This is a genomic window from Agromyces laixinhei (genome assembly GCF_006337065.1).
GTDB lineage: Bacteria > Actinomycetota > Actinomycetes > Actinomycetales > Microbacteriaceae > Agromyces > Agromyces laixinhei.
Genome location: NZ_CP040872.1, coordinates 2,754,311 through 2,776,157 on the forward strand (window position 1 = coordinate 2,754,311; position 21,847 = coordinate 2,776,157).

Annotated in this window: 21 protein-coding genes; 12 read left to right on the forward strand and 9 right to left on the reverse strand. The window is 70.3% G+C overall.

All coding sequences use genetic code 11. The annotated features are described in order from the left end of the window. Positions 1-8 precede the first annotated feature (8 nt). Positions 9-1,580: an aminopeptidase P family protein gene (locus FHG54_RS13025; protein ID WP_198169827.1), complete on the forward strand. Its 1,572-nt coding sequence runs from the start codon at positions 9-11 to the stop codon at positions 1,578-1,580. 15 nt (positions 1,581-1,595) lie between these two features. Here FHG54_RS13025 and FHG54_RS13030 read toward each other — a convergent pair whose 3' ends face one another. Next, positions 1,596-1,937 carry a TIGR02611 family protein gene (locus tag FHG54_RS13030; RefSeq protein ID WP_232331449.1) on the reverse strand — a complete coding sequence of 114 codons (342 nt, stop codon included), beginning with the start codon at positions 1,935-1,937 and terminating at the stop codon, positions 1,596-1,598. A gap of 63 nt (positions 1,938-2,000) precedes the next feature. Then, entirely contained in the window at positions 2,001-2,786 is a 786-nt protein-coding gene (locus FHG54_RS13035; protein ID WP_232333735.1) for a general stress protein, read from the reverse strand. 78 nt (positions 2,787-2,864) lie between these two features. Between FHG54_RS13035 and FHG54_RS13040 the strand changes: the two genes are divergently transcribed. The 6 genes from FHG54_RS13040 (at position 2,865) to FHG54_RS13065 (ending at position 7,581) form a co-directional block, all read left to right on the forward strand. Continuing rightward, positions 2,865-4,193, forward strand: a complete 1,329-nt coding sequence (locus tag FHG54_RS13040) for a magnesium transporter MgtE N-terminal domain-containing protein (RefSeq protein WP_139417651.1) — start codon at positions 2,865-2,867, stop codon at positions 4,191-4,193. Further along, positions 4,180-4,698 (forward strand): DUF1003 domain-containing protein, encoded by a 519-nt coding sequence (locus FHG54_RS13045; RefSeq protein ID WP_139417652.1) that lies wholly within the window; start codon positions 4,180-4,182, stop codon positions 4,696-4,698. The genes FHG54_RS13040 and FHG54_RS13045 overlap by 14 nt, the downstream gene beginning before the upstream one ends. Next, positions 4,685-5,878, forward strand: a complete 1,194-nt coding sequence (locus FHG54_RS13050) for an Mrp/NBP35 family ATP-binding protein (RefSeq protein WP_139417653.1) — start codon at positions 4,685-4,687, stop codon at positions 5,876-5,878. The genes FHG54_RS13045 and FHG54_RS13050 overlap by 14 nt, the downstream gene beginning before the upstream one ends. A 4-nt stretch (positions 5,879-5,882) precedes the next feature. Next, positions 5,883-6,791 (forward strand): hypothetical protein, encoded by a 909-nt coding sequence (locus FHG54_RS13055; RefSeq protein WP_139417654.1) that lies wholly within the window; start codon positions 5,883-5,885, stop codon positions 6,789-6,791. 98 nt (positions 6,792-6,889) lie between these two features. After that, entirely contained in the window at positions 6,890-7,177 is a 288-nt protein-coding gene (locus FHG54_RS13060; protein WP_139417655.1) for a hypothetical protein, read from the forward strand. Between the two features lie 26 nt (positions 7,178-7,203). After that, positions 7,204-7,581, forward strand: a complete 378-nt coding sequence (locus FHG54_RS13065; RefSeq protein ID WP_139417656.1) for a hypothetical protein — start codon at positions 7,204-7,206, stop codon at positions 7,579-7,581. Here the strand turns inward: FHG54_RS13065 and FHG54_RS13070 are convergent. Together FHG54_RS13070 and FHG54_RS13075 are read right to left on the reverse strand one after the other, a co-directional pair. Then, entirely contained in the window at positions 7,565-9,115 is a 1,551-nt protein-coding gene (locus FHG54_RS13070; protein WP_233437773.1) for a pyridoxal phosphate-dependent decarboxylase family protein, read from the reverse strand. The genes FHG54_RS13065 and FHG54_RS13070 overlap by 17 nt on opposite strands. Beyond that, positions 9,112-10,503, reverse strand: a complete 1,392-nt coding sequence (locus tag FHG54_RS13075) for an MFS transporter (protein WP_139417657.1) — start codon at positions 10,501-10,503, stop codon at positions 9,112-9,114. Before FHG54_RS13075 ends, FHG54_RS13070 begins: the two co-directional genes overlap by 4 nt. 81 nt (positions 10,504-10,584) lie before the next feature. On the opposite strand from FHG54_RS13075, the gene FHG54_RS13080 reads away from it, so the two are divergent. Beyond that, complete coding sequence (locus FHG54_RS13080) at positions 10,585-12,135, forward strand: succinic semialdehyde dehydrogenase (protein WP_139417658.1); 1,551 nt, start codon at positions 10,585-10,587, stop codon at positions 12,133-12,135. Between the two features lie 17 nt (positions 12,136-12,152). Here the strand turns inward: FHG54_RS13080 and FHG54_RS13085 are convergent, their stop codons facing one another. After that, on the reverse strand, positions 12,153-12,545 hold the full coding sequence (locus FHG54_RS13085; RefSeq protein ID WP_139417659.1) for a twin-arginine translocase TatA/TatE family subunit: 393 nt from the start codon (positions 12,543-12,545) through the stop codon (positions 12,153-12,155). A 93-nt stretch (positions 12,546-12,638) separates the two neighbouring features. On the opposite strand from FHG54_RS13085, the gene FHG54_RS13090 reads away from it, so the two are divergent. After that, positions 12,639-13,271: an O-methyltransferase gene (locus FHG54_RS13090; RefSeq protein ID WP_139417660.1), complete on the forward strand. Its 633-nt coding sequence runs from the start codon at positions 12,639-12,641 to the stop codon at positions 13,269-13,271. A gap of 85 nt (positions 13,272-13,356) precedes the next feature. Here FHG54_RS13090 and FHG54_RS13095 read toward each other — a convergent pair whose 3' ends face one another. From FHG54_RS13095 to dapE, 3 genes are all read right to left on the reverse strand, one after another. Continuing rightward, positions 13,357-13,530 (reverse strand): DUF3117 domain-containing protein, encoded by a 174-nt coding sequence (locus FHG54_RS13095; protein WP_067875042.1) that lies wholly within the window; start codon positions 13,528-13,530, stop codon positions 13,357-13,359. 141 nt (positions 13,531-13,671) lie between these two features. Further along, on the reverse strand, positions 13,672-14,904 hold the full coding sequence (locus tag FHG54_RS13100) for a hypothetical protein (RefSeq protein ID WP_233437774.1): 1,233 nt from the start codon (positions 14,902-14,904) through the stop codon (positions 13,672-13,674). Positions 14,905-14,929: 25 nt separating this feature from the next. Beyond that, positions 14,930-16,027 (reverse strand): succinyl-diaminopimelate desuccinylase, encoded by a 1,098-nt coding sequence (gene dapE / locus FHG54_RS13105; protein ID WP_139417661.1) that lies wholly within the window; start codon positions 16,025-16,027, stop codon positions 14,930-14,932. Positions 16,028-16,061: 34 nt separating this feature from the next. On the opposite strand from dapE, the gene FHG54_RS13110 reads away from it, so the two are divergent. The 3 genes from FHG54_RS13110 (at position 16,062) to FHG54_RS13120 (ending at position 20,472) form a co-directional block, all read left to right on the forward strand. Then, the gene (locus tag FHG54_RS13110; RefSeq protein ID WP_139417662.1) at positions 16,062-16,706 is read left to right on the forward strand and encodes a TMEM175 family protein; all 645 of its coding nucleotides are present in this window, start codon (positions 16,062-16,064) and stop codon (positions 16,704-16,706) included. A gap of 66 nt (positions 16,707-16,772) precedes the next feature. After that, complete coding sequence (gene dapD, locus FHG54_RS13115) at positions 16,773-17,738, forward strand: 2,3,4,5-tetrahydropyridine-2,6-dicarboxylate N-succinyltransferase (RefSeq protein WP_139417663.1); 966 nt, start codon at positions 16,773-16,775, stop codon at positions 17,736-17,738. A 181-nt stretch (positions 17,739-17,919) separates the two neighbouring features. Further along, on the forward strand, positions 17,920-20,472 hold the full coding sequence (locus FHG54_RS13120) for a penicillin acylase family protein (protein ID WP_139417664.1): 2,553 nt from the start codon (positions 17,920-17,922) through the stop codon (positions 20,470-20,472). Here the strand turns inward: FHG54_RS13120 and FHG54_RS13125 are convergent. Then, positions 20,457-21,767: a citrate synthase gene (locus tag FHG54_RS13125; RefSeq protein WP_232331452.1), complete on the reverse strand. Its 1,311-nt coding sequence runs from the start codon at positions 21,765-21,767 to the stop codon at positions 20,457-20,459. The genes FHG54_RS13120 and FHG54_RS13125 overlap by 16 nt on opposite strands. Positions 21,768-21,847: the final 80 nt, after the last annotated feature.

The following is a 21,847-nucleotide window of genomic DNA, read 5'->3' on the forward strand; positions in this document are numbered from 1 at the left end:
TGGTCGGCATGGCGAACACCAGCGACACCTCGACAACTGAGACGGCGGCTCCCGCGACGACCGAGAGCGACGAGAGCGGTCGCAACGCGAACCGTTCGACGACACCCGGCTCCGAGGGCTTCAAGAACTTCATCGGCAGCGGCTGGGCCGAGCGCGACGAGACCCTGCCGCAGGCGCGCGAGCAGGCGTCGTTCGCCGCTGCACGCCGGGCGAAGGTCTCGGCGGCGTTCACGGGCCGGCGACTCATCGTGCCCGCCGGCGACATGAAGCAGCGCGCGAACGACACCGACTACCCGTTCCGCGCCCACTCGGCCTTCGCGCACCTGACCGGTTGGGGCTCCGACTCCGAGCCCGGCGCCGTGCTCGTCTTCGAGCCCACGACCGACGGCCACGAGGCCACCGTCTACTTCCGCGAGCGCGCGGGCCGCGACTCCGAGGAGTTCTACGCGAACCCCGCGATCGGCGAGTTCTGGATCGGCCCGCGACCCTCGCTCGCACACGTCGCCGCCGACCTCGACCTCGCGACCAGGGGGCTCGAGGAGTTCGACCGGGTCATCGACGCCGTCGACACGGCGACCCTCGTGGTTCGCGAGGCCGACGCATCCGTCACCGAACGCGTCGATCACGCGCGAATCCGCTTCGCCGCCGAGCAGGCGCTGTCGACGAATGCCAGCGACGCTCCGTTCTCGCTCGAGGTCGGCGGTTCGCACGAGCCCGACGCCGAGCTCGCCCAGTCTCTCTCCGAGCTTCGGCTCGTGAAGGACTCGTTCGAGATCGCCGAGATGCGTGCCGCGATCGACGCGACGCAGCGCGGCTTCACCGAGGTCATCGAAGAGCTTCCCCGCATCACCGCAGAGGTTCGCGGCGAGCGCGTCATCGAGGGCGTCTTCGCGACACGCGCCCGGCTCGACGGCAACGACGTCGGGTACGGTTCGATCGCCGCCGCCGGCCCGCACGCGACCGTGCTGCACTGGACCCGCAACGACGGCCCCGTCGTGCCCGGCGACCTCGTGCTGCTCGATGCGGGCGTCGAGATCGACAGCTACTACACGGCCGACATCACCCGCACGTTCCCGGTGAACGGCACGTTCTCCGACGTGCAGCGTCAGGTCTACGAGGCCGTGCGCGAAGCTGCCGATGCGGCCTTCGCGATCGTGCGCCCCGGCATCGTCTTCCGCGAGGTGCACGCCGCGGCGATGCAGGTCATCGCCCGCAAGACCGCCGAGTGGGGCTTCCTGCCGGTCTCGGCCGAGGAGTCGCTCGAGCCCGACAACCAGTTCCACCGCCGCTACATGGTGCACGGCACGAGCCACCACCTCGGCCTCGACGTGCACGATTGCGCGCAGGCGCGACGCGACATGTACATGGACGGCGTGCTCGAGGCCGGCATGGTCTTCACGATCGAGCCCGGTCTCTACTTCCAGCCCGACGACCTCACCGTGCCGACGGAGTTCCGCGGCATCGGCGTGCGCATCGAAGACGACATCCTCGTCACCGCCGATGGCGCCGAGAACCTCTCGGCCGGCATCCCCCGCACGGCCGACGAGGTCGAGGCGTGGGTGCGCGGCGCCGCCGACTGACCGACGACGCGGCGGTCAGGCCGTCGGGCGAGCGGCCCGGCGCGCCTGCCACCACGCCCAGAAGCGGGCGAGATGGCGCTTGACGAACGCGGCGACGCGCTTCGCCCAGGCGAACTCGGTGCCGAGAACGGCGAGGCCGAGGAAGACGATGAGCCACCCGGGCCCCGGCAGCGGCACGAGCAGCAGGCCGAGGGTCGCGATGAGGCCGCCGAGCACGGCGACGACGATGCGGTAGGCACGGCGCAGGCCCGGCCTGCCCTCGATGCGCCGGCGGACGCCGCGGAGCAGCCGCATGATCGGCCGGTCGGGTCGCTCGCCCTCGGCGATCTCCGCTGCGATCTCGTCCTGCGTCACCATGCGGTCACGCTATATCGCGAGTCTGGGACTCAGCCTCGAATCCGGGCGAGGGCTCGCCGGCGCTCAGCGACCGGACGCCGGCGGCTCCGATGCCGGGGGTTCCGATGCCGGCGGCTCCGATGCCGGTTGCTCGGTCGACCCGGAATCGGATCCGTCGCCATCGGCCTGCGGTGCAGCGGATGCCGCGTCGTCGGCGCCGGGCGTCGGCGCGAGCTCCCCGTAGCGCGGGCGAGCGGGCGCCTGCGAGGAACGGGCGGCCTCTGCGGCGGCGCGCTTCGCGGCATCCGTCGCCTCGCCGTAGCTGAGCGGCCGACTGCCGTTCTCGAGCGGAGCGGACGTGGCGGGCCGCTCGGGGGCCGGTGCATCGACGCCGAGCACGCTGCGGGCGCGATCGATGTGCGCGTTCGCGGCGATGATCGCGTAGCGGGCCGCGAGCACCTGCCCGACCGAGGTGAAGTCGCGGCGACGGCGGTTCAGCGAGTACGAGACGACGCCGAAGATCACCCCGAACCCGGCGCCGATGAGCACGGCCGAGATGAGGATGCCGACCGAGGCGCCGGTCGGCGCGAAGATGAAGAACAGGAGGCCGAGGAATGTTCCGAGCCACGCGCCCGACAGCGCCCCTGCGGCGGCGGCGCGGCCCCACGTGAGCTTGCCCGTGATGCGCTCGACGCTCGTCAGGTCGGTGCCCACGATCGCGAGCTCCTTCACGGGGAACTCGGCTTTGGCGAGCGTGTCGACGGCGGCCTGCGCCTCGGCGTAGGTCTCGAAGCTCGCGACCGTCTCCCCCTTGGGCATGGTCGGATATGCTCGGCCCACTCGGCCGCCGAACGGCGATTGACTACTCACCCGGCCATTCTTCCACGATGCACGCGTCGGAAGCCGGGAAGGCGCCTCGCACGCGGCATCCGGGACTAGGTTGGAACCGTGAGTGCCACGAGAGTCTTCGTCGCCCGACTCGCCGGGTGCGCCGTATTCGACCCCGCCGGTGATCGGGTCGGCAAGGTGCGCGACGTCCTCGTCGTGTACCGCAAGAACGACCCTCCGCGCGTCGTCGGCCTCATCGTCGAGATTCCCGGCAAGCGCCGCGTGTTCCTCTCGATCGGCCGGGTGACCTCGATCGGCGGCGGGCAGATCATCACGACCGGCCTCATCAACCTGCGCCGCTTCGAACAGCGCGGCGGCGAGGTGCGCGTGATCGCCGAGATGCTCGGTCGCAAGGTCGCGTTCACCGACGGTTCCGGGGACGCCACGATCGAAGACGTCGCGATCGAAGAGCTCGAGCCAGGCGAGTGGCAGGTCGACCAGCTCTTCGTGCGCCGCCCGAAGGGAGCTTCGCCGTTCTCGAAGGGCCAGTCGGCCTACGTGACGTGGCGAGAGGTGCGCGAGCTCACGACCAGCGGTGAGGCGCAGTCGGCCGAGCACCTCATCGCGAGCTATTCCGAACTGAAGCCCGCCGACCTCGCCAACACGCTCCTCGATCTGCCGGTGCAGCGCCGTCAGGAGGTCGCCGAAGAGCTCTCCGACGACCGGCTCGCCGACGTGCTCGAAGAGATGCCGGAGGCCGACCAGGTCGTGATCCTCGCCGGTCTCGGTGACGACCGGGCCGCCGACGTGCTCGACCACATGCAGCCCGACGACGCCGCCGACCTCATCGCGCAACTCCCCGAAGAGCGCGGCGAGCACCTGCTCGAGCTCATGGAACCCGAAGAGGCCGACGATGTGCGCTTCCTCCTCTCCTACGGGCCCGACACCGCCGGCGGTCTCATGACGACCGAGCCGATCATCGTCTCGGCCGACGCGACCGTCGCCGAGGGACTCGCGCTCATCCGCCGCCACGACCTGCCGCCCGCTCTCGGCGCCGCGATCTGCGTGACGCTGCCGCCGTACGAGCCGCCCACCGGGCGATTCCTCGGCTTCGTGCACTTCCAGCGCATGCTGCGCTATCCCCCGCACGAGCGCCTCGGCACCCTCATCGACCAGGGCCTCGAGCCTGTGCGTGCCGACACTTCGGCCGCCGAAGTCAGCCGCATCCTCGCGAGCTATGACCTCGTCTCGGTGCCCGTCGTCGACGAGAAGCATCGACTCGTCGGGGTGGTGACGATTGACGACGTGCTCGACTACCTCCTGCCAGATGACTGGCGAAGTCATCCCGAAGACGCCGAGGTGGGGCGCCGCGCAGCCGCGCGTGCCCAGATGACGACGGGGAGCATCCCCATCCCACACGGAAGGAGGGCGGGAGATGGCACGCGCTGACGACGAGCGTCGATTCGACACCCCGAAGGGCACCCGCCGCTCCAGGTCCTTCCGCGGCTCGGGCGACAGCGACCGCTTCGGTCGCTTCACCGAGTGGGTCGCGCGCGGCATGGGCACCCCCGGGTTCCTGCTCGGGCTTTCGGTGTTCGCGATCGGCTGGATGGGGTGGAACACCTTCGCCCCCGAGGAGTTGCGGTTCGACTCGTTCGCGATCGGCTTCACCGCCCTCACCCTGATGCTCTCCCTGCAGGCCTCGTACGCCGCGCCCCTCATCCTGCTCGCGCAGAACCGCCAAGACGACCGCGACCGCGTGCAGATCGAGCAGGACCGCCAGCGTGCCGAGCGCAATCTCGCCGACACCGAGTACCTCGCCCGCGAGGTCGTGGCGCTTCGCCTCGCGATGAAAGACCTGGCGTCGCGCGACTTCATCCGCTCCGAGCTGCGCTCGATCATCGAGGAGCTCGACCGACGCGACGAGGAGGAGGCGGAGCATGCCGGCCGCTGAGCCCGGTGCCACAGACCCGGCCGCGCTCGAGGCGGCCGTGCGTTTCGCGCTCACCGGCGTCATCGACCCCGAGATCCGCAAGCCCGTCACCGATCTCGACATGGTCGATCACGTCGTCGCCCTCGACGGTGGTCGCGTCGAGGTCGGTATCCGCCTGACGATCGTCGGATGCCCCGCCTCCGACCGCATCGAACGCGATGTGCGAGCGGCCGCCGAATCCGTCGTCGGCGACGGCAACGCCGAGGTCGTGCTCTCGGTCATGACGCCCGAGCAACGCTCCGCCCTCACCGAACGCCTCCGCGGCGGCCGTGCTGCGCGCGGCAACCCCTTCGGGCCCGGCAGCCTCACCCGGGTCATCGCGGTCACGAGCGGGAAGGGCGGGGTCGGCAAGTCGACGATCACCGCGAACCTCGCCGTCGCGCTCGCGGCCCGGGGTCTCTCGGTGGGGCTCGTCGATGCCGACGTGCACGGCTTCTCGATCCCCGGGCTTCTCGGTCTCGTCGACGATGCCGGCCTCGCCGCCCGGCCGACGCGGGTCGACGAGATGATCCTGCCGCCCGTCGCGCACGGGGTGAAGGTCATCTCGATCGGCATGTTCGTCGAACCGAGCGAAGAGGGCGGGCGCGCGTCATCCGTCGCCGTCGCCTGGCGCGGGCCGATGCTGCACCGCACGCTGTCGCAGTTCCTGACCGACGTGTACTTCGGCGACCTCGACGTGCTGCTCGTCGACCTGCCGCCGGGCACAGGCGACGTCGCGATCTCGCTCGGGCAGTTGCTGCCCAACGCCGAGGTGCTCGTCGTGACGACCCCGCAGCCCGCGGCAGCCGACGTCGCCGAGCGTTCTGGGGTCGTCGCGCGACAGACGGGGCAGAAGCTCGTCGGTGTCGTCGAGAACATGGCCGGGTTCGCACAGCCCGGCGGCGAGGTCCTCGACCTCTTCGGCGCCGGCGGGGGCGCGATCGTGGCCGAACGTCTCTCGGAGGGCCAGCCCGTACCCGTGCCGCTCCTCGCGAGCGTGCCGCTCAGCGTGGCCCTTCGCCGCGGCGGCGACGAGGGCATCCCGGTCGTGCTCGCAGAGCCCGATGACCCCGCTGCCCGCGCGATCGAGCAGATCGCCGCGCAACTCGCCTCGGTGCCGCGCTCGCTGGCCGGCCGACGTCTCGATGTCACCGTGCGGTGAGCGGATGTCTCGCGCCCGTCTGAACCGTCGACGCGCGAGCTCCGTCGCCGCCGCCTTCGCTGCCGCCCTCGCGCTCGCCGCGTGCACCCCCGCGGCGACACCCCTGCCCGAGGGGCTCTCGGCGCAGGTCAAGCAGGGCCGGCTCGATGTCGAGGCGCGCCGACTCGTCGTTCGCATCGAGAACGCCGGCGGTGTGCCGGTCACGGTCGAGCGGCTCGAAATCGCCTCACCGAGCTTCACCCCCGCCATGGTGCGCGACGAACCCTTCGAGGTCGGAGCCGACGACGCACTCGAGATCCGGGTGCCGCTCTCCGAGACCGACTGCGCCCCGAGCGGCGGTGACGCCGACAGCAGCGACGTCGCGGCGCCCGTCGCGACAGTCGTCCTCGACGTCACGACCGAGTCCGGCGCGGCATCGGGCGAACTCACGGCAGACGACCCCTTCGACACGCTCGCACGGGTCGTCGCCGCCGACTGCCTCGCCGAGTCCGTCGAGCGCGTCGCTGCGATCGTGATGCCCGAGCACCTTCGCGTGATCGGCAGCGGCACCGAGCAGCGCGCGTTCATCGACGTCGAGGTCGTGCCCGCGGCATCCGCCCGACCGTCTGATGACGTCGAGGGTTCGTTCGTGATCGACCGCGTCCACGGCACGACCCTCCTGAGTGCAGAGAGTGGGGCCGAATGGCCGCTCGGCATCGAGGTGGCCGCCGGCGGCGATCCCGTCACGATCACGCTGCCGGTTCGGCCCGCCCGCTGCGACGCGCACGGGGTCGCCGACGACAAGCGAGGCACGATCCTGCCGTTCGAGATCCGCACGAGCGATGGGCGAGCGGGCCGGCTCGACCGTTCATCGGGCGACGCGCTGAAGGCCGAGCTCTACGCCTACTACGGCGAGCGGTGCGGGCTGCAGTGACGGCAGCGACCCTGCAGCATCCTCATCAGCGCACTCGAACCGGTGCTCGAACCGGCGCTCGGACCCGTGCTCGGACCCGTGCTCGATAGAATCCCGGAATGAGCACGACGAACCCTGATCCCGCCCCGCTCTCCGACGAGTCGCGCGCCCAACTGCTCAATGCCGAGGTGGCGAGATACGCGCAGCGCGGATGGACCGTGCAGTCCGTCGTCGCCGGTCAGGCCGTGGTCTCCAGGAACAAGCGCATCGGCTGGTTCTGGAACCTCATCCTCGTGCTCCTCACCGGCGGCCTCTGGCTGATCTACGTCGTCTATCGCGCGCTCAACCGCAAGGTGCTCACCGTCGTCATCACGGTCGACGCCGCGGGGCGGATCCGCACGAGCTGATCGCCGCAGCGGCGAAGGAGGATTCCATGGCGATTGCTGCCGACTGGATCGAGCATCGGCGAGGCGACGGCGAACTGCTCGGGTGGATGCGACCCGACGGTGAGGGCTTCGTCGTCATCGACCTGCTCGGCCGCCCGTTGACCGATGCCGTCGACTGGCTGAGCGCTGAAGAGACACTCGAGGCGACCGGTATCGGCTACCTCGCCGAACTCTACGAGCTGCGGCTCGACGACGGGCGCTGGATTCGCGTGCGCATCACCGAGGCCTCCTCGACGGTGCTCCGCGTGAAGAACGACGACTTCGGCGCGATCGACGTGCCGACCGTCGAGTACGAGCTGCCATTCCCGATCGACGACCGGCTCCGCCCACTGACCGGTGAGCGGGCGTTCATCCTCGATCCCTGACCGGCTCCACGACCCGCGCGAGCAGCTCGATGAGCAACCGCTCGGTGAGCTGGGGCGGCAGCTCTTCGACGAGCGCCAGCACCGGTGCGAGCGTGTCGGGCAGGGCGCCGGCCGAACCCGTGGTCTCGTCATCCGGAGCGACGCCGCCGAGCAGCCCGAACGCGCGCAGGAGACCTGCCGCGCTCTCCGAGTCGAGACCGGCGGATGCTCCGGCGAGCGCGTCGAGACCGCCGGGCACCGAGTCTGCGAGCGCTGCAACGAGAGCCGCCCCGTCGACGGCCGGCTCGCCGCGCACGGCGTCGGCCGCGGCGACGAGTGCCTGCGACAGCTCGCCGACCACGGTCTTCGTCACGGGTGTCACCGTGAGGTGGGTCGTGTGCGGCAGGCGCGTGCCGTCGGCCTGGGTGAGGGCGGGTTGCAGTTGCAGGTGCCAGCCGGCCGCGCGCGCGGCATCCGCCCAATGGTGCGGGTCGACCCGGCGGCCGGCCGGCACCGACTCGTCGGTGGCGACGGCGAAGAGCGGGCCCGTCGGCTCGCCGACCACCGTCAACCCCTCGATGCCCGCGACGACCTCGCGCAGCGCGCCGGTCGCGCGCGCCGCCTGCGCGGTGAGGCCCGTGAATCCGTCGTCGCCGAGCGCCTCGATGATCGCCCACGCCGCGGCGAGCGGTCCGGCGGGCTTCGAGCCCATGAGCGTCGGGTTCACGACGGGGTAGCCCGGCCACGCGGTCGTCGCGAAGTACTGGAACCGCTGCCGATCACGCCCCCTCGTGAGCAGCACCGAAACGCCCTTCGGCGCGTACCCGTACTTGTGCAGGTCGGCTGAAAGGCTCGTGACGCCGGGCACCGACAGGTTCCACGCCGGCAGTTCCTCGGGCCAGAAGGCGAGTGCGAAGCCGCCGATGCACGCGTCGACGTGCAGGGCGATGCCCCGCCGGGCGGTGATCGCCGCGACATCCACGACCGGGTCGAGCGCCGCGAACGGGTACGACGGCGCGCTCACGACCACGAGGGCCACGTCGTCGCCGAGCCGCTCCTCGATCGCCGTGGCCGAGACGGCGCCCGTCGCCGGGTCGACGGGCACGAGATCGAGCTCGAGCCCGAAGTACTCGGCCGCCTTGTGGAACGCGGCGTGCACGGTGACGGGAGCGACCACCCGCGGCACCCGTGGCGTGCCCGCACGAACCGAACGCCACAGGTCGCGGGCCGACTTGACCGCGAGCAGGCAGCTCTCGGTGCCCCCCGAGGTGACCGAGCCGGCGATCTCGTCGTCTTCCGCCCCGCCGAGCACCCGCCGTGCGAAGCCGACGACGCCGACCTCCATTGCGGCGACGGAGGTGAACGTCGTCGGGTCGAGGCCGTTGACCGGCTGCACGAGCCTCGCGGCATCGGCTGCGAGCTCGTCGAGTTCGGCGAGGCCGGAGTCGTACACGTACGAGAGCACCCGGCCCCCGTGCGTCGGTGCGTCGGCAGCGCGCAGCGCCTCGAGTTCGGCGAGGATCTCAGGTGCATCGCGACGAAATCCGTGCATCATGCCACCGTCTCCGCAGTCGGTGCGACGGCGTCGGCCTCGATATCGCCGCGCCGGAGCGGGTACCTGCGCAGCGCCACGAGGCTCGCGGCCACGAGCAGCGCGGGGATCACGCTGAAGCTGATCGCGATGCCCGCGATCGCGGCCGGCGACTGGGTCACCGTCTGGGAGCCGGTCGACTCCGCGTAGCCCGTCATCGCGAGCACGATCGTGAGCACCGTGGCGCCGAGCGCCATGCCGGCCGTCTCGCCGGCGGTCCAGACCCCGCCGAAGCTGCCGGCGCGGCCGATGCCGTGCGTGCTGGCGTCGTGCGAGATCACGTCGGGCAGCATCGCCATCGGCAGCGACTGCATGCCCGCATAGCCCGCGCCGGCGAGCGCGACGGGCACGTAGACCCAAGCCCCGGGCCCCCAGATCATGCCGACGAGGCTGAGCGCCGCGAGGCCGAAGAGCGTGCTCGCGAGCGCGAAGCCGCGCTCTTTGCCGACGCGGGCTGCCACCGCCTGCCAGACCGGCGCGAAGAGCACGGCCGGGCCGATGAGCGCCACGAAGAGCAAGGTGACCGCTCGCTCGTCGCGGAGCACCCAGGTCGCGACGAACTGGGCACCGGCGAGCATGAGTCCGGTCGCGAGTCCCTGCAGCACGAATGCGGCGAGCAGCGCGCGGAACGCGGCGCTCCGCCGCAGCGCTGCGAAGCCCTCGGCGTAGCCGGCACGGATGTCGCGGCGCGGCGCGGCATCCGTCGATGCACTGAGCTCGGGCGCACCGGCCTTCGCAGCCGTCGTCGCGGCGACGAACATGCCCGCGCCGATCACGAGGCCCGCGACGAGCGCCATCACGAGGTACCCCGTGCGCTCGTCGTCGAAGGCCGCCCGCACCTCGGGGCCGCCGGCGCCGAAGAGCAGGATCGCGAGCGTGAGCACGACGACGCGCCAGGTGAGCAACCGCGTGCGGGCGTCGTAGTCGGCGGTGATCTCGGCCGGCAGCGCGACGTAGGGCACCTGGAAGATGCTGAACGCCGTGGCCGTCGTGAGGAAGGCGAGGAACACCCAGATGCCGGACGCCCCGGGGTCGAGTCCGGCCGGCACCGCGAAGGTCGCCGCGAATCCGACGGGCAGCGCGAGGGCGCCGACGATCATCCAGGTTCGGCGCGTGCCGGTGCGCGCGAGCGCTCGGTCGCTGCGCTCGCCGATCCACGGGTCGATCACGACATCCCACACCTTCGCGGCGGTGACGACGAGTCCGGCGACCAGTGCGGTCACCCCGAGCGTGTCGGTGAGGTAGTACACGAGCACGAGGCCGGGCAGTGTGGCGAAGCCCCCGGTGCCGATGGATCCGATCGCATAGCGGGTCACGACACCGCGGGACAGGGTTCGCTCCGATGCGGCCATGGAGGCAGTGTACTCACCCCCGACGGGCCGCATTCGGTCTCGCCGGAGAGCGAAGTGGGTCATTTGACCTAGACTGTGCGCATGCGTGCCCAAACCGTCTCCCCCGCCCTGTTCGCGAGCCTCGACGACGATGTCGTCGCTTCGGGCTCCGAGACCGTCTCCGTGCCGACCCCGTCAACGGGCGAGACTCTGCATGAACTGCCGCGTTCGAGCGCCGACGACGTGCGCGACGCCTTCGCCCGAGCACGTCTCGCACAGCTCGCGTGGGCCCGCGTCGGCTTCGCCGAACGCCGTCGCGTGCTGTTGCGGGCGCACGACCTCATCTTGGAGCGCCGCGAGATGCTGCTCGACCTCATCCAGCTCGAGAGCGGCAAGACCCGCGGCCAGGCGTTCGAGGAGATCTTCGCGGCGGTCTCCGTCACCCGGTACAACGCACTCGCGGCCCGCAAGGTGCTCCGCAGCCGCCCCGTTCGCTCAGGCCTGCCGACCGTTGCGACCAGCCGGGTGCGATACCGCCCGAAGGGCGTCGCGGGCGTCATCACGCCGTGGAACTTCGCGCTCAGTCTCGTCGCGATGGACGTCATTCCCGCGCTCGCCGCCGGTTGCGGCGTCGTGCAGAAGGCCGACGACCAGGGCGCCCTCTCGATCCTCGCGCTGCGACGCGCCTTCATCGACGCCGGCGTTCCCGCCGCGCTCTGGGCGGTCGTCGCCGGGCCGGCGGCCGAGGTCGGCGAAGCGCTGACGGATGTCGCGGACTTCATCTGCTTCACGGGCTCGACGGCCACCGGCCGCACGATCGGCGAGAAGGCGGGCCGACGCCTCGTCGGCGCCTCGCTCGAACTCGGCGGGAAGAACGCCCTGCTCGTGCTCGACGATGTCGACCCCGGGCAGGCCGCGGCGAACGCCGCGCACGCCGCCTTCTCTGCCATGGGCCAGCTCTGCGTCTCGGTCGAGCGCATCTACGTGCAGCGGAAGGTCGCCGGCCCGTTCCAGCGTGCGCTCATCGAGCGACTGCGGGCAGCTCGGCTCGGCTCGGAGCTCGACTTCGACGCCGACTTCGGATCGCTCGCGAGCGCCGCGCAACTCGCCCGGGTGCAGGCGCATCTCGACGATGCGGTCGAGAAGGGCGCCGTGGTGCTCGTCGGCGGCAAGCACCGGCCCGACATCGGACCGTGGTTCTTCGAGCCGACGGTGCTCACCGGCGTCACGCCGGACATGCTCGTGTACGCCGAAGAGACCTTCGGGGCGATCGCCTCGCTCTACCTCGTCGATGGCGACGACGAGGCTGTGCTCGCGGCCAACGCGGGCGACTACGGCCTGAACGCCGCCGTCTTCACGCGCTCCGCCGGCCGGGCGCGCCGTGTCGCCGACGCGATCGAGGCCGGCAGCGTCAACATCAATGAGGGGTACCGCGGCTCGTTCGCCTCGGTCGCCGCGCCGATGGGCGGCGTCAAGCAGTCGGGCCTCGGTCGGCGCAATGGCGAGGCGGGTATGCTGCGCTTCGTCGAGCCCGTCACGATCTCATCGACGACCGGCCTGCTGCAGCTGCCGCGCACGGGGCGGGAGTACGAACAGCAGGCACCGCTGCTCATGCTGCTCGCCCAGGCGCTGAAGGCACTGCGGCTGCGCTGAGCGCCCCGCAGGGCCGCTCAGGTCGCTTCGGAGTCGAAGGGTGCCGGCTGCTCGGGACCGAGCGGTTCGCGCCCCCGCTTCTGCTGCAGGTAGGCCGAGTTCTCGCCCGCAGAGGTTCGTGCCACCGTGGGCGTCGGGGCCTCCTCGGCGAACGGGTCGACGTCGGTGAGCGCCTCGCGGATGATGCGTCGCGGGTCGTACTGGCGGGGGTCGAGCTTCTTCCAGTCGACGTCGTCGAAGTCGGAGCCCATCTCGTTGCGCATGCGGTCTTTCGCGCCGTTGGCCATGTCGCGCAGCGATCTGACGAGCCGGCCGAGTTGCGCCGCGTAGTGCGGCAGCCGCTCGGGCCCGAGCAGGAAGACGGCGATCACCCCTACGATGAGGAGCTTCTCGAACGTCAGACCGAACACCCATACAGGATAGTCGGCGGCGAGGCGACTGGGAGACACGCCGTCGGCACCCTAGGCTGAGGGACTGAGAGAGATGCATCCGGGAGACGCCACGTGACCGATCACGACCTGAACTGGAAGTACGTCGACGACTCGGTCGCCGTGCCCGAATCGATCGCAAGGGCTCGCCTGCAATCGCTGGAGCTCGGCATCGATCCGGTGTCGCCGGCCATCGGCGCGCAACTCGCCGTGCTCGCCGCGGCATCTCGCGCCGAGTCGATCATCGAGGTCGGCACCGGTGTCGGCGTCTCTGGCCTCTGGATGATGCAGGCGGCCCGGCGCGCCCTCCTCACGTCGATCGACACCGAGACCGAGTATCAGCAGCACGCCCGGCAGCATTTCGCCGACGCGGGCGTCGCGGCCGCGCGTGTGCGGCTCATCGCCGGTCGCGCGAGCGAAGTGCTGCCGCGCATGAACGAGAGCTCGTACGACATCGTCTTCATCGACGCCGACGCCCCGTCGGTCATCGAGTATGCGGAGCACGGCCTTCGCCTGGCCAAGCCCGGCGGCATCGTGCTCGTCGCGCGTGCGCTCTGGAAGGGCCGGGTGTCCGACCCCGCGCGCCGCGACGAATCGGCGAACGCCTACCGCTCGCTCATCTCGGAGCTCGCGACGTCGACGGCCGTGGCCACCGCGATCTCGCCCGCCGGCGACGGCCTGCTGCAGATCGTCAAGCTCGGCGTCTGAGCTCCGGCCGCCGCACAGCGCAATCGAGACCGCACAGAGCAATCGAGCCCCGAGGGATCTCGGGGCTCGATTCGAGTGACGTGACTCAGGCGGGATTCACGACGCCGCCGAGGACGTCGTAGAGCTCCTTGGCCTCAGCATCGTTCACCGAGACGACGAGGCGCCCGCCACCCTCGAGTGGAACTCGAACGATGATGAGTCGACCCTCCTTCACGGCCTCCATCGGCCCATCTCCGGTGCGTGGCTTCATGGCCGCCATTGAGCTCCCCTTTCGTGGCTGAGATTCCATTATCTGCCAATGCGGGCGTTGCTGAGAAATCGCCGCGAGCCTGTGGACAACCTGATCGTCGACTTTCCACAGCTCGACGACGTTTCACACGGGCGCGGACACCCGCTCCGATCAGGGAGGCGTCCAGTCGCGGCCGTCGATCCCCCACGCGATGAGCAGCCAACCGAGCTGCAGCAGCAGGGAGAGCGCGACCATCCCCCAGCGATAGCACCGCGCCCGCGGCTGCGCCACGGCACCGACGAGCGGGAACATCGGCGCGAGAAGCCGGAAGGTGCTCGACTGCGGAAAGAACACTGCGAGCAGGTACAGCGCGTAGCTCGCGAGCCAGAGCCGCAGGTCGACCCCGAGACGCCGCACCGCCGGCAGGAACAACGTCACCGCGAACGCCACGATGAGTACGACCACGACGATCGTGCCGAACGGCTGGCCGAGCCACCAGTCACCCGACTGGAACCACGCGGTGAACGGCACGAGCTCCTGGTACCCGATGTAGGCCGAGCGCCACGCGAGTTCGGTCGCGGTGTAGCCGTGCAACTCGCCGGTCGCCGCCCACACGATGCCGGGCCACGCGAGCCCGATGAGCCCGGCGAAGACGGTCACGGATGCCGCGAGCACCCGTTCCCGCATCGGGAACGGGTCGCTCCTGCGCGTGTACCAGCGCCAGACCCAGTGCAGTCCGAGGGTGAGCGCGAATGCGAGCGCCCCCGGCCGCGTGAACGCCCATACGGCGAGCACCGGCACGAGCCATCCGTATCGTCGATCGACGAGCAGGAGCAGCGCGAGTGCGAGCCACAGGAGGCCGAGCGATTCGGCGTACCCGAACTGCATGATCGGCGAGACGGGTGCGACCGAGAAGAGCACGACGGCGAAGAGCGCGCGGTCGGGTTCGAGGAAGCGCGACATGAGCCGGTGGGTCACGAGCGCGGCTCCGAGACCCGCGGCGAGCGACACGACGACGGATGCCACGTTCCACGGCACCCCGAGCCAGGTCACGACGCCGACGAGCACCGGGTAGACCGGAAGGAACGCCCATGCGTTCTCGGCGACCTGCCCCGCCTCGGTCAGGGGCAGCTCACTCGGGTACCCGCCGAGCCAGATGATCTGGTACCACCGGGCATCCCAGAGGTTCGCGTAGTCGAAGTAGTCCGGTCGCGCGGCCGTCCACGGGTTCGAACCCTGCACGCCCGCCAGCACGAGCACCATGACCGTCGTGATCGCGCGGGCACCGAGGAAGATCAGGGCGACCTTCGCCCACCACGGCGCGAGCCGCCAGCGCACGCGCGGCGAGCGGCGCGTGGCGCGGAAGGGGTCGGGGTCGCGAAGAGCGGCCGACGACGTGCTCATGCGTTCCCCGTTCGGATCGCGCCGCTCAGGCGGTGACGCCGGTCAGCCAGGCGCGGAGCGCCGTCTCGGTGTGCCGGATCTGCCGGACATCGACCCGTTCATCGTCGGCGTGCGCCTTGAGGGGGTCGCCGGGGCCGAAGTTCACCGCCGGGATGCCGAGGGCGCTGAAGCGAGCGACATCCGTCCAGCCGTACTTGGGGCGCGGCTCTGCGCCGACCGCGCGCACGAACTGCTGCGCGAGCGGATCGTCGAGTCCGGGCCGTGCCCCTTCTGCGCTGTCGACGATCGCAACGTCGAAGCCGTCGAAGAACGAGGTCACGAGGGCGGATGCCTCGGCCACGCTGCGGCTCGGCGCGAAACGGTAGTTGACCGTGAGCACGGCCTCGTCGGGAATCACGTTGCCCGCAATGCCGCCCGAAACGAGCACGGCGTTCAGCCCCTCGCGGTAGGCGAGCCCGTCGACCTCGACGGTCTCGGCCTCGTACTCCGCAAGCCGCGTGAGCGCCGGAGCGAGCTTGTGGATGGCGTTCTCGCCCACCCAGCTGCGCGCCGAGTGCGCCCGCAGCCCGGCGGTGCGCACCTCAGCGCGGAGGGTGCCGTTGCAGCCGCCCTCGACCTGCCCGTTCGACGGTTCGCCGAGGATCGCGAAGTCGCCGGCGAAGAGGTCGGGCCGGTTGCGCGAGAGTCGGCCGAGTCCGTTCAGCGATGCCGCGACCTCCTCGTTGTCGTACCACATCCACGTGACGTCGACGACGGGTTCGGTGAGCTCGAGCGCGAGCTTCAGCTGCACCGCGACGCCGGCCTTCATGTCGACCGTGCCGCGCCCCCACAGGTAGTCGACGCCGTCTTCGGTCTCGAACCGAGTCGGCACGTTGCCGTTGATCGGCACGGTGTCGAGGTGGCCGGCGATCACGACCCGGCGCTCGCGACCGAGGTTCGTGCGTGCGACCACGGTGTCGCCGTCGCGGAACACCTCGAGGTGGGACGCCCCGGCAAACGCCTGTTCGACGAGGTCGGCGAGCAGCGTCTCATCGCCCGACACGCTCGGCACATCGCAGATCGCCTGCGTGATGGCGACGGAATCGGCGGCCAGGTCGAGCGTGAGCGGCGTGTGGGCGGGCATCCCCCGAGTCTAGGCGTCCGAGTAGGCTGAGCGCGTGATCAGGCGGCGGCAGCACCCGGATGCGACTCAGGCCACCACGCGCCTCGAGGCGTTCACCGACGGCGTGTTCGCGATCGCCGCGACGCTGCTCGTGCTCGACCTCACGACCCACGCCCTCGGCGAGGTCGACAGCGACGCCCAACTGTGGGCGGCACTGGGCGGCATGTGGGAGCTGTTCCTCAACTTCGGGGTCAGCTTCATCGTGCTGTGCCTGCTGTGGATGACCCATGTGCAGCAGTTCGAGAGCATCGCCCGGGTCGACGCCGTGATGACCTGGCTCAACAACGGCCGACTGCTGTTCGTCGTGCTCGTGCCCTTCACGACCGGTGTCGCGACCGAGTACTCGGAGTACTACGCCGGGCGCATGCTGATGCCCATCACCTTCTTCCTCGCCATCCTGTTCAGCTGGCTGCAGTGGCGCTGGGCCGTGCACCACCGCAGCGACCTGATGCCCGACCTTCCCGAGCAGGATGTGCGCACGCTCGATCGCGGATCCCTCAGCGCGGTCATCCTCGCCACCTCGGTGGTGGTGCTGTCGCCGTGGCTCGGATCCGCGGCGTTCCTGATGTTCACCCTCGACAGTCTGCTCACGCGGGCGTTGCGCACGCGCAGTGCCGGAGCCGGGACCACGACCGGCTGAACGACGGCGTCACGCGGAGTCGCCTTCGTGAGTCACACGTGCCCACTGCCTCGATACGCTTGACGCATGCCCGCGAACGATGCTTCCACCCCTCCCGCCCGCACCGCCCACGGCGCCGGTCTCGCAACCGTCGCGGCCGACGGCACCGTGCTCGACGCGTGGTTCCCGAACCCCGAGCTCGTGGGCGAAGGCGGCGCCGAGGCATCCGCTCTCGCACCTGCCCACCTCGAACTCGCCCGGCCCGACGACCGACGCAACGTCACCGTCGAGGCCGTCGACTTCACGATCGATCTCGACGCAGCCCCCGACGGCACGGCCGACGCGTACCTGCGCCTGCACCTGCTCTCGCACCTCGTCGTGCGGCCGAACACGATCAACCTCGACGGCATCTTCGCGCACCTGCCCTCGGTCGTGTGGACGAACGGCGGGCCGGTGCATCCCGACGACTTCACACGACTGCGCCCGGCGCTCCAGCGTGCCGGAATCCACGCCGAGGGGCTCGACAAGTTCCCGCGACTGCTCGACTACGTCACACCCGACCGCGTGCGCATCGCCGACGCCGCCCGCGTGCGACTCGGCGCGCACCTCGCACCCGGCACCACCGTCATGCACGAGGGCTTCGTGAACTTCAACGCCGGCACGCTCGGGGCGTCGATGGTCGAGGGGCGCATCTCGCAGGGCGTCGTCGTCGGCGACGGCAGCGATATCGGCGGCGGCGCATCGATCATGGGCACGCTGTCGGGCGGAGGCACGCAACGCATCGAGATCGGCGAGCGCGCGCTGCTCGGCGCGAACTCGGGCATCGGCATCTCGATCGGCGACGACAGCGTCGTCGAAGCGGGCCTCTACGTCACGGCGGGCACCAAGGTCGTGCTGCTCGGCGGCAAGGGCGAGCGGCCGAGCACGGTCAAGGCGGTCGTGCTCTCGGGAGTGCCGAACCTGCTGTTCCGCCGCAATTCGCTGAACGGCCAGGTCGAGGCCCTCTCCCGCTCGGGCGACGGCGTGCAGCTGAACACCGCTCTGCACGCGTAGCAGCTCCGGGCACGCGACCCGGCCCGGCACTCCCACATCACAGCCCTGCAACGACCGCCCGCAACGGCGGTCGTCTCCGCTACAGTTGTTCACTCGGGCCGCCATGGGGCGGCCCTCTGCTTGCACATCACGAAGGAGTGGCGTGGGTACCGACGCATCGCGAACCAGTCGGCATCGAGTGATGAAATTCGTCATCGGCCTGCTCATCACCGTGCTCGTGCTCGCGATCGTCGCGGCCGGACTCGGCTGGTGGACCGTGCATCGTTCGTTCCCGACCCTGAACGGCGCCGTCGACGTTCCGGGGCTCGGCGCCGAGGTGACCGTCATCCGCGACGATGCCGGCATCCCGCAGCTCTACGCCGAGACCGACCACGACCTGTTCTTCGCGCAGGGCTACGTGCACGCGCAAGACCGCTTCTGGGAGATGGACTTCCGCCGGCACGTCACCTCCGGGCGCCTCGCCGAGCTCTTCGGAGAATCGCAGGTGGGCACCGATGCATTCATCCGCACCCTCGACTGGCGGGGCATCGCAGAACAGGAGTACGAGGCGCTCGCATCCGCCCCGAAGGCGTACTACGACGCATACGCCGAGGGGGTCAACGCCTACCTCGGCGAGCGCAGCGGTGCCGACCTCTCGCTCGAGTACGCGGTGCTCGGGCTGCAGAATCCCGGCTACTCCCCCGAACCGTGGACGGGCGTCGACTCGATCGCCTGGCTGAAGGCCATGGCGTGGGATCTCCGCTCGAACCTCGGCGACGAGATCGACCGCGCGATGCTGTCGACCGCGCTGCCGCCCGAAGAGGTCGCCCGCCTCCATCCCGAGTTCCCGTGGGGCACCATGCCGACGATCGTCGGCGAGCAGCCGGCAGCAGCGCCCGCCGGGCTGTCGTCGACCCGGCTTCCGGGCGACGTCGACGCCTCCGAGACGGATGCCGCCGCGGCATCCGCGCCCGTGTCCGACTACGTCGCGGCCCTCGCCACGCTGCGCGCGACGATCGACGGGGTGCCCGAGCTGCTCGGCCCTGAGGGCGGTGACATCGGCTCGAACTCGTGGGTGGTGTCGGGCGCGCTGACCGAGTCGGGCCTGCCGTTGCTCGCGAACGATCCGCACCTCGGGCCGACCATGCCGTCGATCTGGACCCAGATGGGCCTGCACTGCGTCGAGATCACCGAGACCTGCGGCTTCGACGTCGCCGGGTTCTCCTTCTCGGGGCTGCCCGGAATCGTCATCGGCCAGAACGCCTCGATCGCGTGGGGCTTCACCAATCTCGGGCCCGACGTCGCCGACCTCTACCTCGAACGTCTCGACGGCGACTCCTACGAACTCGACGGGGCGCTCGTGCCGCTGACACTCCGTGAGGAGACCATCGAGGTCGCGGGCGGCGATCCCGTCACGATCACGGTGCGCTCGACCGATCGCGGCCCGATCGTGACCGACATCAGCACCGACTTCGGCGAGGTCGCGGCGCAGTTCCCCGCGGCATCCGGCCAGCCCGACGGCACGTACGAGGTCTCGCTCCAGTGGACCGCGCTGACGCCGGGCACGACCGCCGGCGCGATCTTCGCGCTCGACCGGGCGCAGGACTGGAACGGGTTCCGCGCGGCCGCCGCGCTCTTCGACGTGCCGGCGCAGAACCTCATCTACGCCGATGTCGCGGGCAACATCGGCTATCAGGCTCCCGGCCGCATTCCCGTGCGCACGTCCGGCGACGGCACCCTCCCCGTGCCGGGGTGGACGAGCGAGAACGGCTGGTCGGGCACGATCCCCTTCGATGAGCTGCCGTCGGTGCTGAATCCGGCGGCCGGCTACATCGTGACCGCCAACAACGCGGCCGCGGGCCCCGACGGGCCGATGCTCACGAAGGACTGGGACTACGGGTACCGAGCCGCGGGTATCGACCGCCTGATCCGTGAGCGCATCGACTCGGGCGAGAAGTTCACGGTCGACTCGCTCGCCGAGATCCAGCTCGACACGGCGGATGCGAATGCCGAGGCATTCCTGCCGGTGATCGCCTCGCTCGAGGTCGACGGTGATGCCGCCCGTGGCGCGGAGCTGCTCGGCGGCTGGAACGGCAACGCCGATGTCGACAGCGCACAGGCGGCCTACTTCGCCGTGTTCTGGCGCACGCTGCTCGATGACATGTTCGGCGAGTTGCCCGAGGCCGCCCTTCCGCAGGGCGGCGACCGATGGTTCAACGTCGTCGGCACCCTGCTCGGCGAGCCCGACGCGGCGTGGTGGACGAACGAAGACCTCGGCGTCGCCGGCCGTGACGCGATGATCGCGAACGCGCTCGACGCCGCGTGGAAAGAGGCCGAGCAGCGCATGGGGTCGAACCCCGACTCGTGGCGATGGGGTCGGCTGCACACGCTGACCCTCACGAACCAGAGCTTCGGGGAATCGGGCATCGCACCGATCGAGTGGCTCTTCAATCGGGGCCCGTACGAGCTCGGCGGCGGCTCGGCGATCGTGAATGCGATCGGCTGGGACGCGAGATTCGGCTACGCCGTCGACTGGGTTCCCTCGATGCGCATGGTCGTCGATCTGGCCGACCGCGACGCTTCACGCTGGATCAACCTGACGGGCGCCTCGGGTCACGCGTTCCACGCGAACTACGCCGATCAGGCACCGCTCTGGCAGCGGGGCGAACTGCTCGACTGGCCGTTCACCCGCGAGGGCGTCGAGGCCGACGCACGCGACACGTTGACGCTGCAGCCGGCTCAGGCCGAGGGGTAGTGCCGCTCGGGCTCCCCGATGTAGAGCTGCTGCGGGCGGCCGATCTTCGTCTGCGGGTCGAGGTTCATCTCGCGCCAGTGGGCCATCCAGCCGGGCAGGCGGCCGATCGCGAAGAGCACGGTGAACATGCGCGTCGGAAAGCCCATCGCCTTGTAGATGACACCCGTGTAGAAGTCGACGTTCGGGTAGAGCCGCCGCTCCTTGAAATAGTCATCTTGCAGGGCGAACTGCTCGAGCTCCTTCGCGATGTCGAGCAGCGGGTCGGCGACGCCGAGCCCGGCGAGCACCTCGTCGGCCGACTGCTTGACGATCGTCGCGCGCGGGTCGTAGTTCTTGTAGACGCGGTGCCCGAAGCCCATGAGCTTCACGCCGTCTTCCTTGTTCTTGACGCGCTCGACGAACTTCTCGACCCCTTCGCCGGAGTCGCGGATGCGGCCGAGCATCTGCAGCACCGCTTCGTTCGCACCGCCGTGAAGCGGGCCCGAGAGCGCCTGGATGCCGGCGGAGATCGAAGCGTAGAGGTTCGCGCCGGTCGATCCGACGAGTCGCACGGTCGACGTCGACGCATTCTGCTCGTGGTCCTCGTGCAGGATCAGGAGCCGGTCGAGCGCGGTGGAGAGCACCGGATCGACGCCGAACGGCTCGGCCATGTTGCCGAAGTTCAGCTTCAGGAAGTTGTCGACGAACGACAGCGAGTTGTCGGGGTACAGGAAGGCCTGGCCGATCGACTTCTTGTGCGCGTAGGCCGCGATCACGGGCAGCTTCGCGAGGAGGCGGACCATGGTGAGTTCGACCTGCTCGGGGTCGTTCGAGTCCGTCGAGTCCTCGTAGTACGTCGAGAGCGCAGACACGGCGCTCGAGAGCACCGACATGGGGTGCGCGGTGTGCGGCAGCGACGAGAAGAAGCGCTTGAGGTCTTCGTGCAGCAGCGTGTGGCGCCGGATCTTCTCGTCGAACTCGCCCAGCTGGTCGGCCGTCGGCAGTTCACCGTAGATGAGCAGCCACGCGACCTCGAGGAACGTCGAGTTCGCCGCGAGTTCTTCGATCGGGTAGCCGCGGTAGCGGAGGATGCCCTGCTCGCCGTCGATGTAGGTGATCGCCGACCGCGTCGATGCGGTGTTGACGAATCCGTAGTCGAGCGCGGTGAGGCCCGTCTGCCTTGTCAGCGTCGACACGTCGATGCTCGAGTTGCCCTGCACCGCGCGCTGGACGGGCAGCTCGGCCGTCGTACCGCCGTAGCTGAGGGTCGCGGTCTGAGGGGTCTGTCCTGCCGCATTCTTCACGACGTCGCTCACGGCGCCTCCTGTGATCGTCACTAGCGCGGTCACCTGCCTTCCGGTCGCGGCCCTCAGGGCGGCCGCGGCCCGATTACAGC

Excerpts from the sequence above, each read along its gene's own strand:
- FHG54_RS13025 (WP_198169827.1), top strand. The coding sequence starts at position 9 with ATGGCGAACACCAGCGACACCTCGACAACTGAGACGGCGGCTCCCGCG.
- FHG54_RS13030 (WP_232331449.1), bottom strand. The coding sequence starts at position 1,937 with ATGGTGACGCAGGACGAGATCGCAGCGGAGATCGCCGAGGGCGAGCGA.
- FHG54_RS13045 (WP_139417652.1), top strand. The coding sequence starts at position 4,180 with ATGGCACGCGCTGACGACGAGCGTCGATTCGACACCCCGAAGGGCACC.
- FHG54_RS13050 (WP_139417653.1), top strand. The coding sequence starts at position 4,685 with ATGCCGGCCGCTGAGCCCGGTGCCACAGACCCGGCCGCGCTCGAGGCG.
- FHG54_RS13055 (WP_139417654.1), top strand. The coding sequence starts at position 5,883 with ATGTCTCGCGCCCGTCTGAACCGTCGACGCGCGAGCTCCGTCGCCGCC.
- FHG54_RS13060 (WP_139417655.1), top strand. The coding sequence starts at position 6,890 with ATGAGCACGACGAACCCTGATCCCGCCCCGCTCTCCGACGAGTCGCGC.
- FHG54_RS13065 (WP_139417656.1), top strand. The coding sequence starts at position 7,204 with ATGGCGATTGCTGCCGACTGGATCGAGCATCGGCGAGGCGACGGCGAA.
- FHG54_RS13070 (WP_233437773.1), bottom strand. The coding sequence starts at position 9,115 with ATGATGCACGGATTTCGTCGCGATGCACCTGAGATCCTCGCCGAACTC.
- FHG54_RS13075 (WP_139417657.1), bottom strand. The coding sequence starts at position 10,503 with ATGGCCGCATCGGAGCGAACCCTGTCCCGCGGTGTCGTGACCCGCTAT.
- FHG54_RS13080 (WP_139417658.1), top strand. The coding sequence starts at position 10,585 with ATGCGTGCCCAAACCGTCTCCCCCGCCCTGTTCGCGAGCCTCGACGAC.
- FHG54_RS13095 (WP_067875042.1), bottom strand. The coding sequence starts at position 13,530 with ATGGCGGCCATGAAGCCACGCACCGGAGATGGGCCGATGGAGGCCGTG.
- FHG54_RS13100 (WP_233437774.1), bottom strand. The coding sequence starts at position 14,904 with ATGAGCACGTCGTCGGCCGCTCTTCGCGACCCCGACCCCTTCCGCGCC.
- dapE (WP_139417661.1), bottom strand. The coding sequence starts at position 16,027 with ATGCCCGCCCACACGCCGCTCACGCTCGACCTGGCCGCCGATTCCGTC.
- dapD (WP_139417663.1), top strand. The coding sequence starts at position 16,773 with ATGCCCGCGAACGATGCTTCCACCCCTCCCGCCCGCACCGCCCACGGC.
- FHG54_RS13120 (WP_139417664.1), top strand. The coding sequence starts at position 17,920 with ATGAAATTCGTCATCGGCCTGCTCATCACCGTGCTCGTGCTCGCGATC.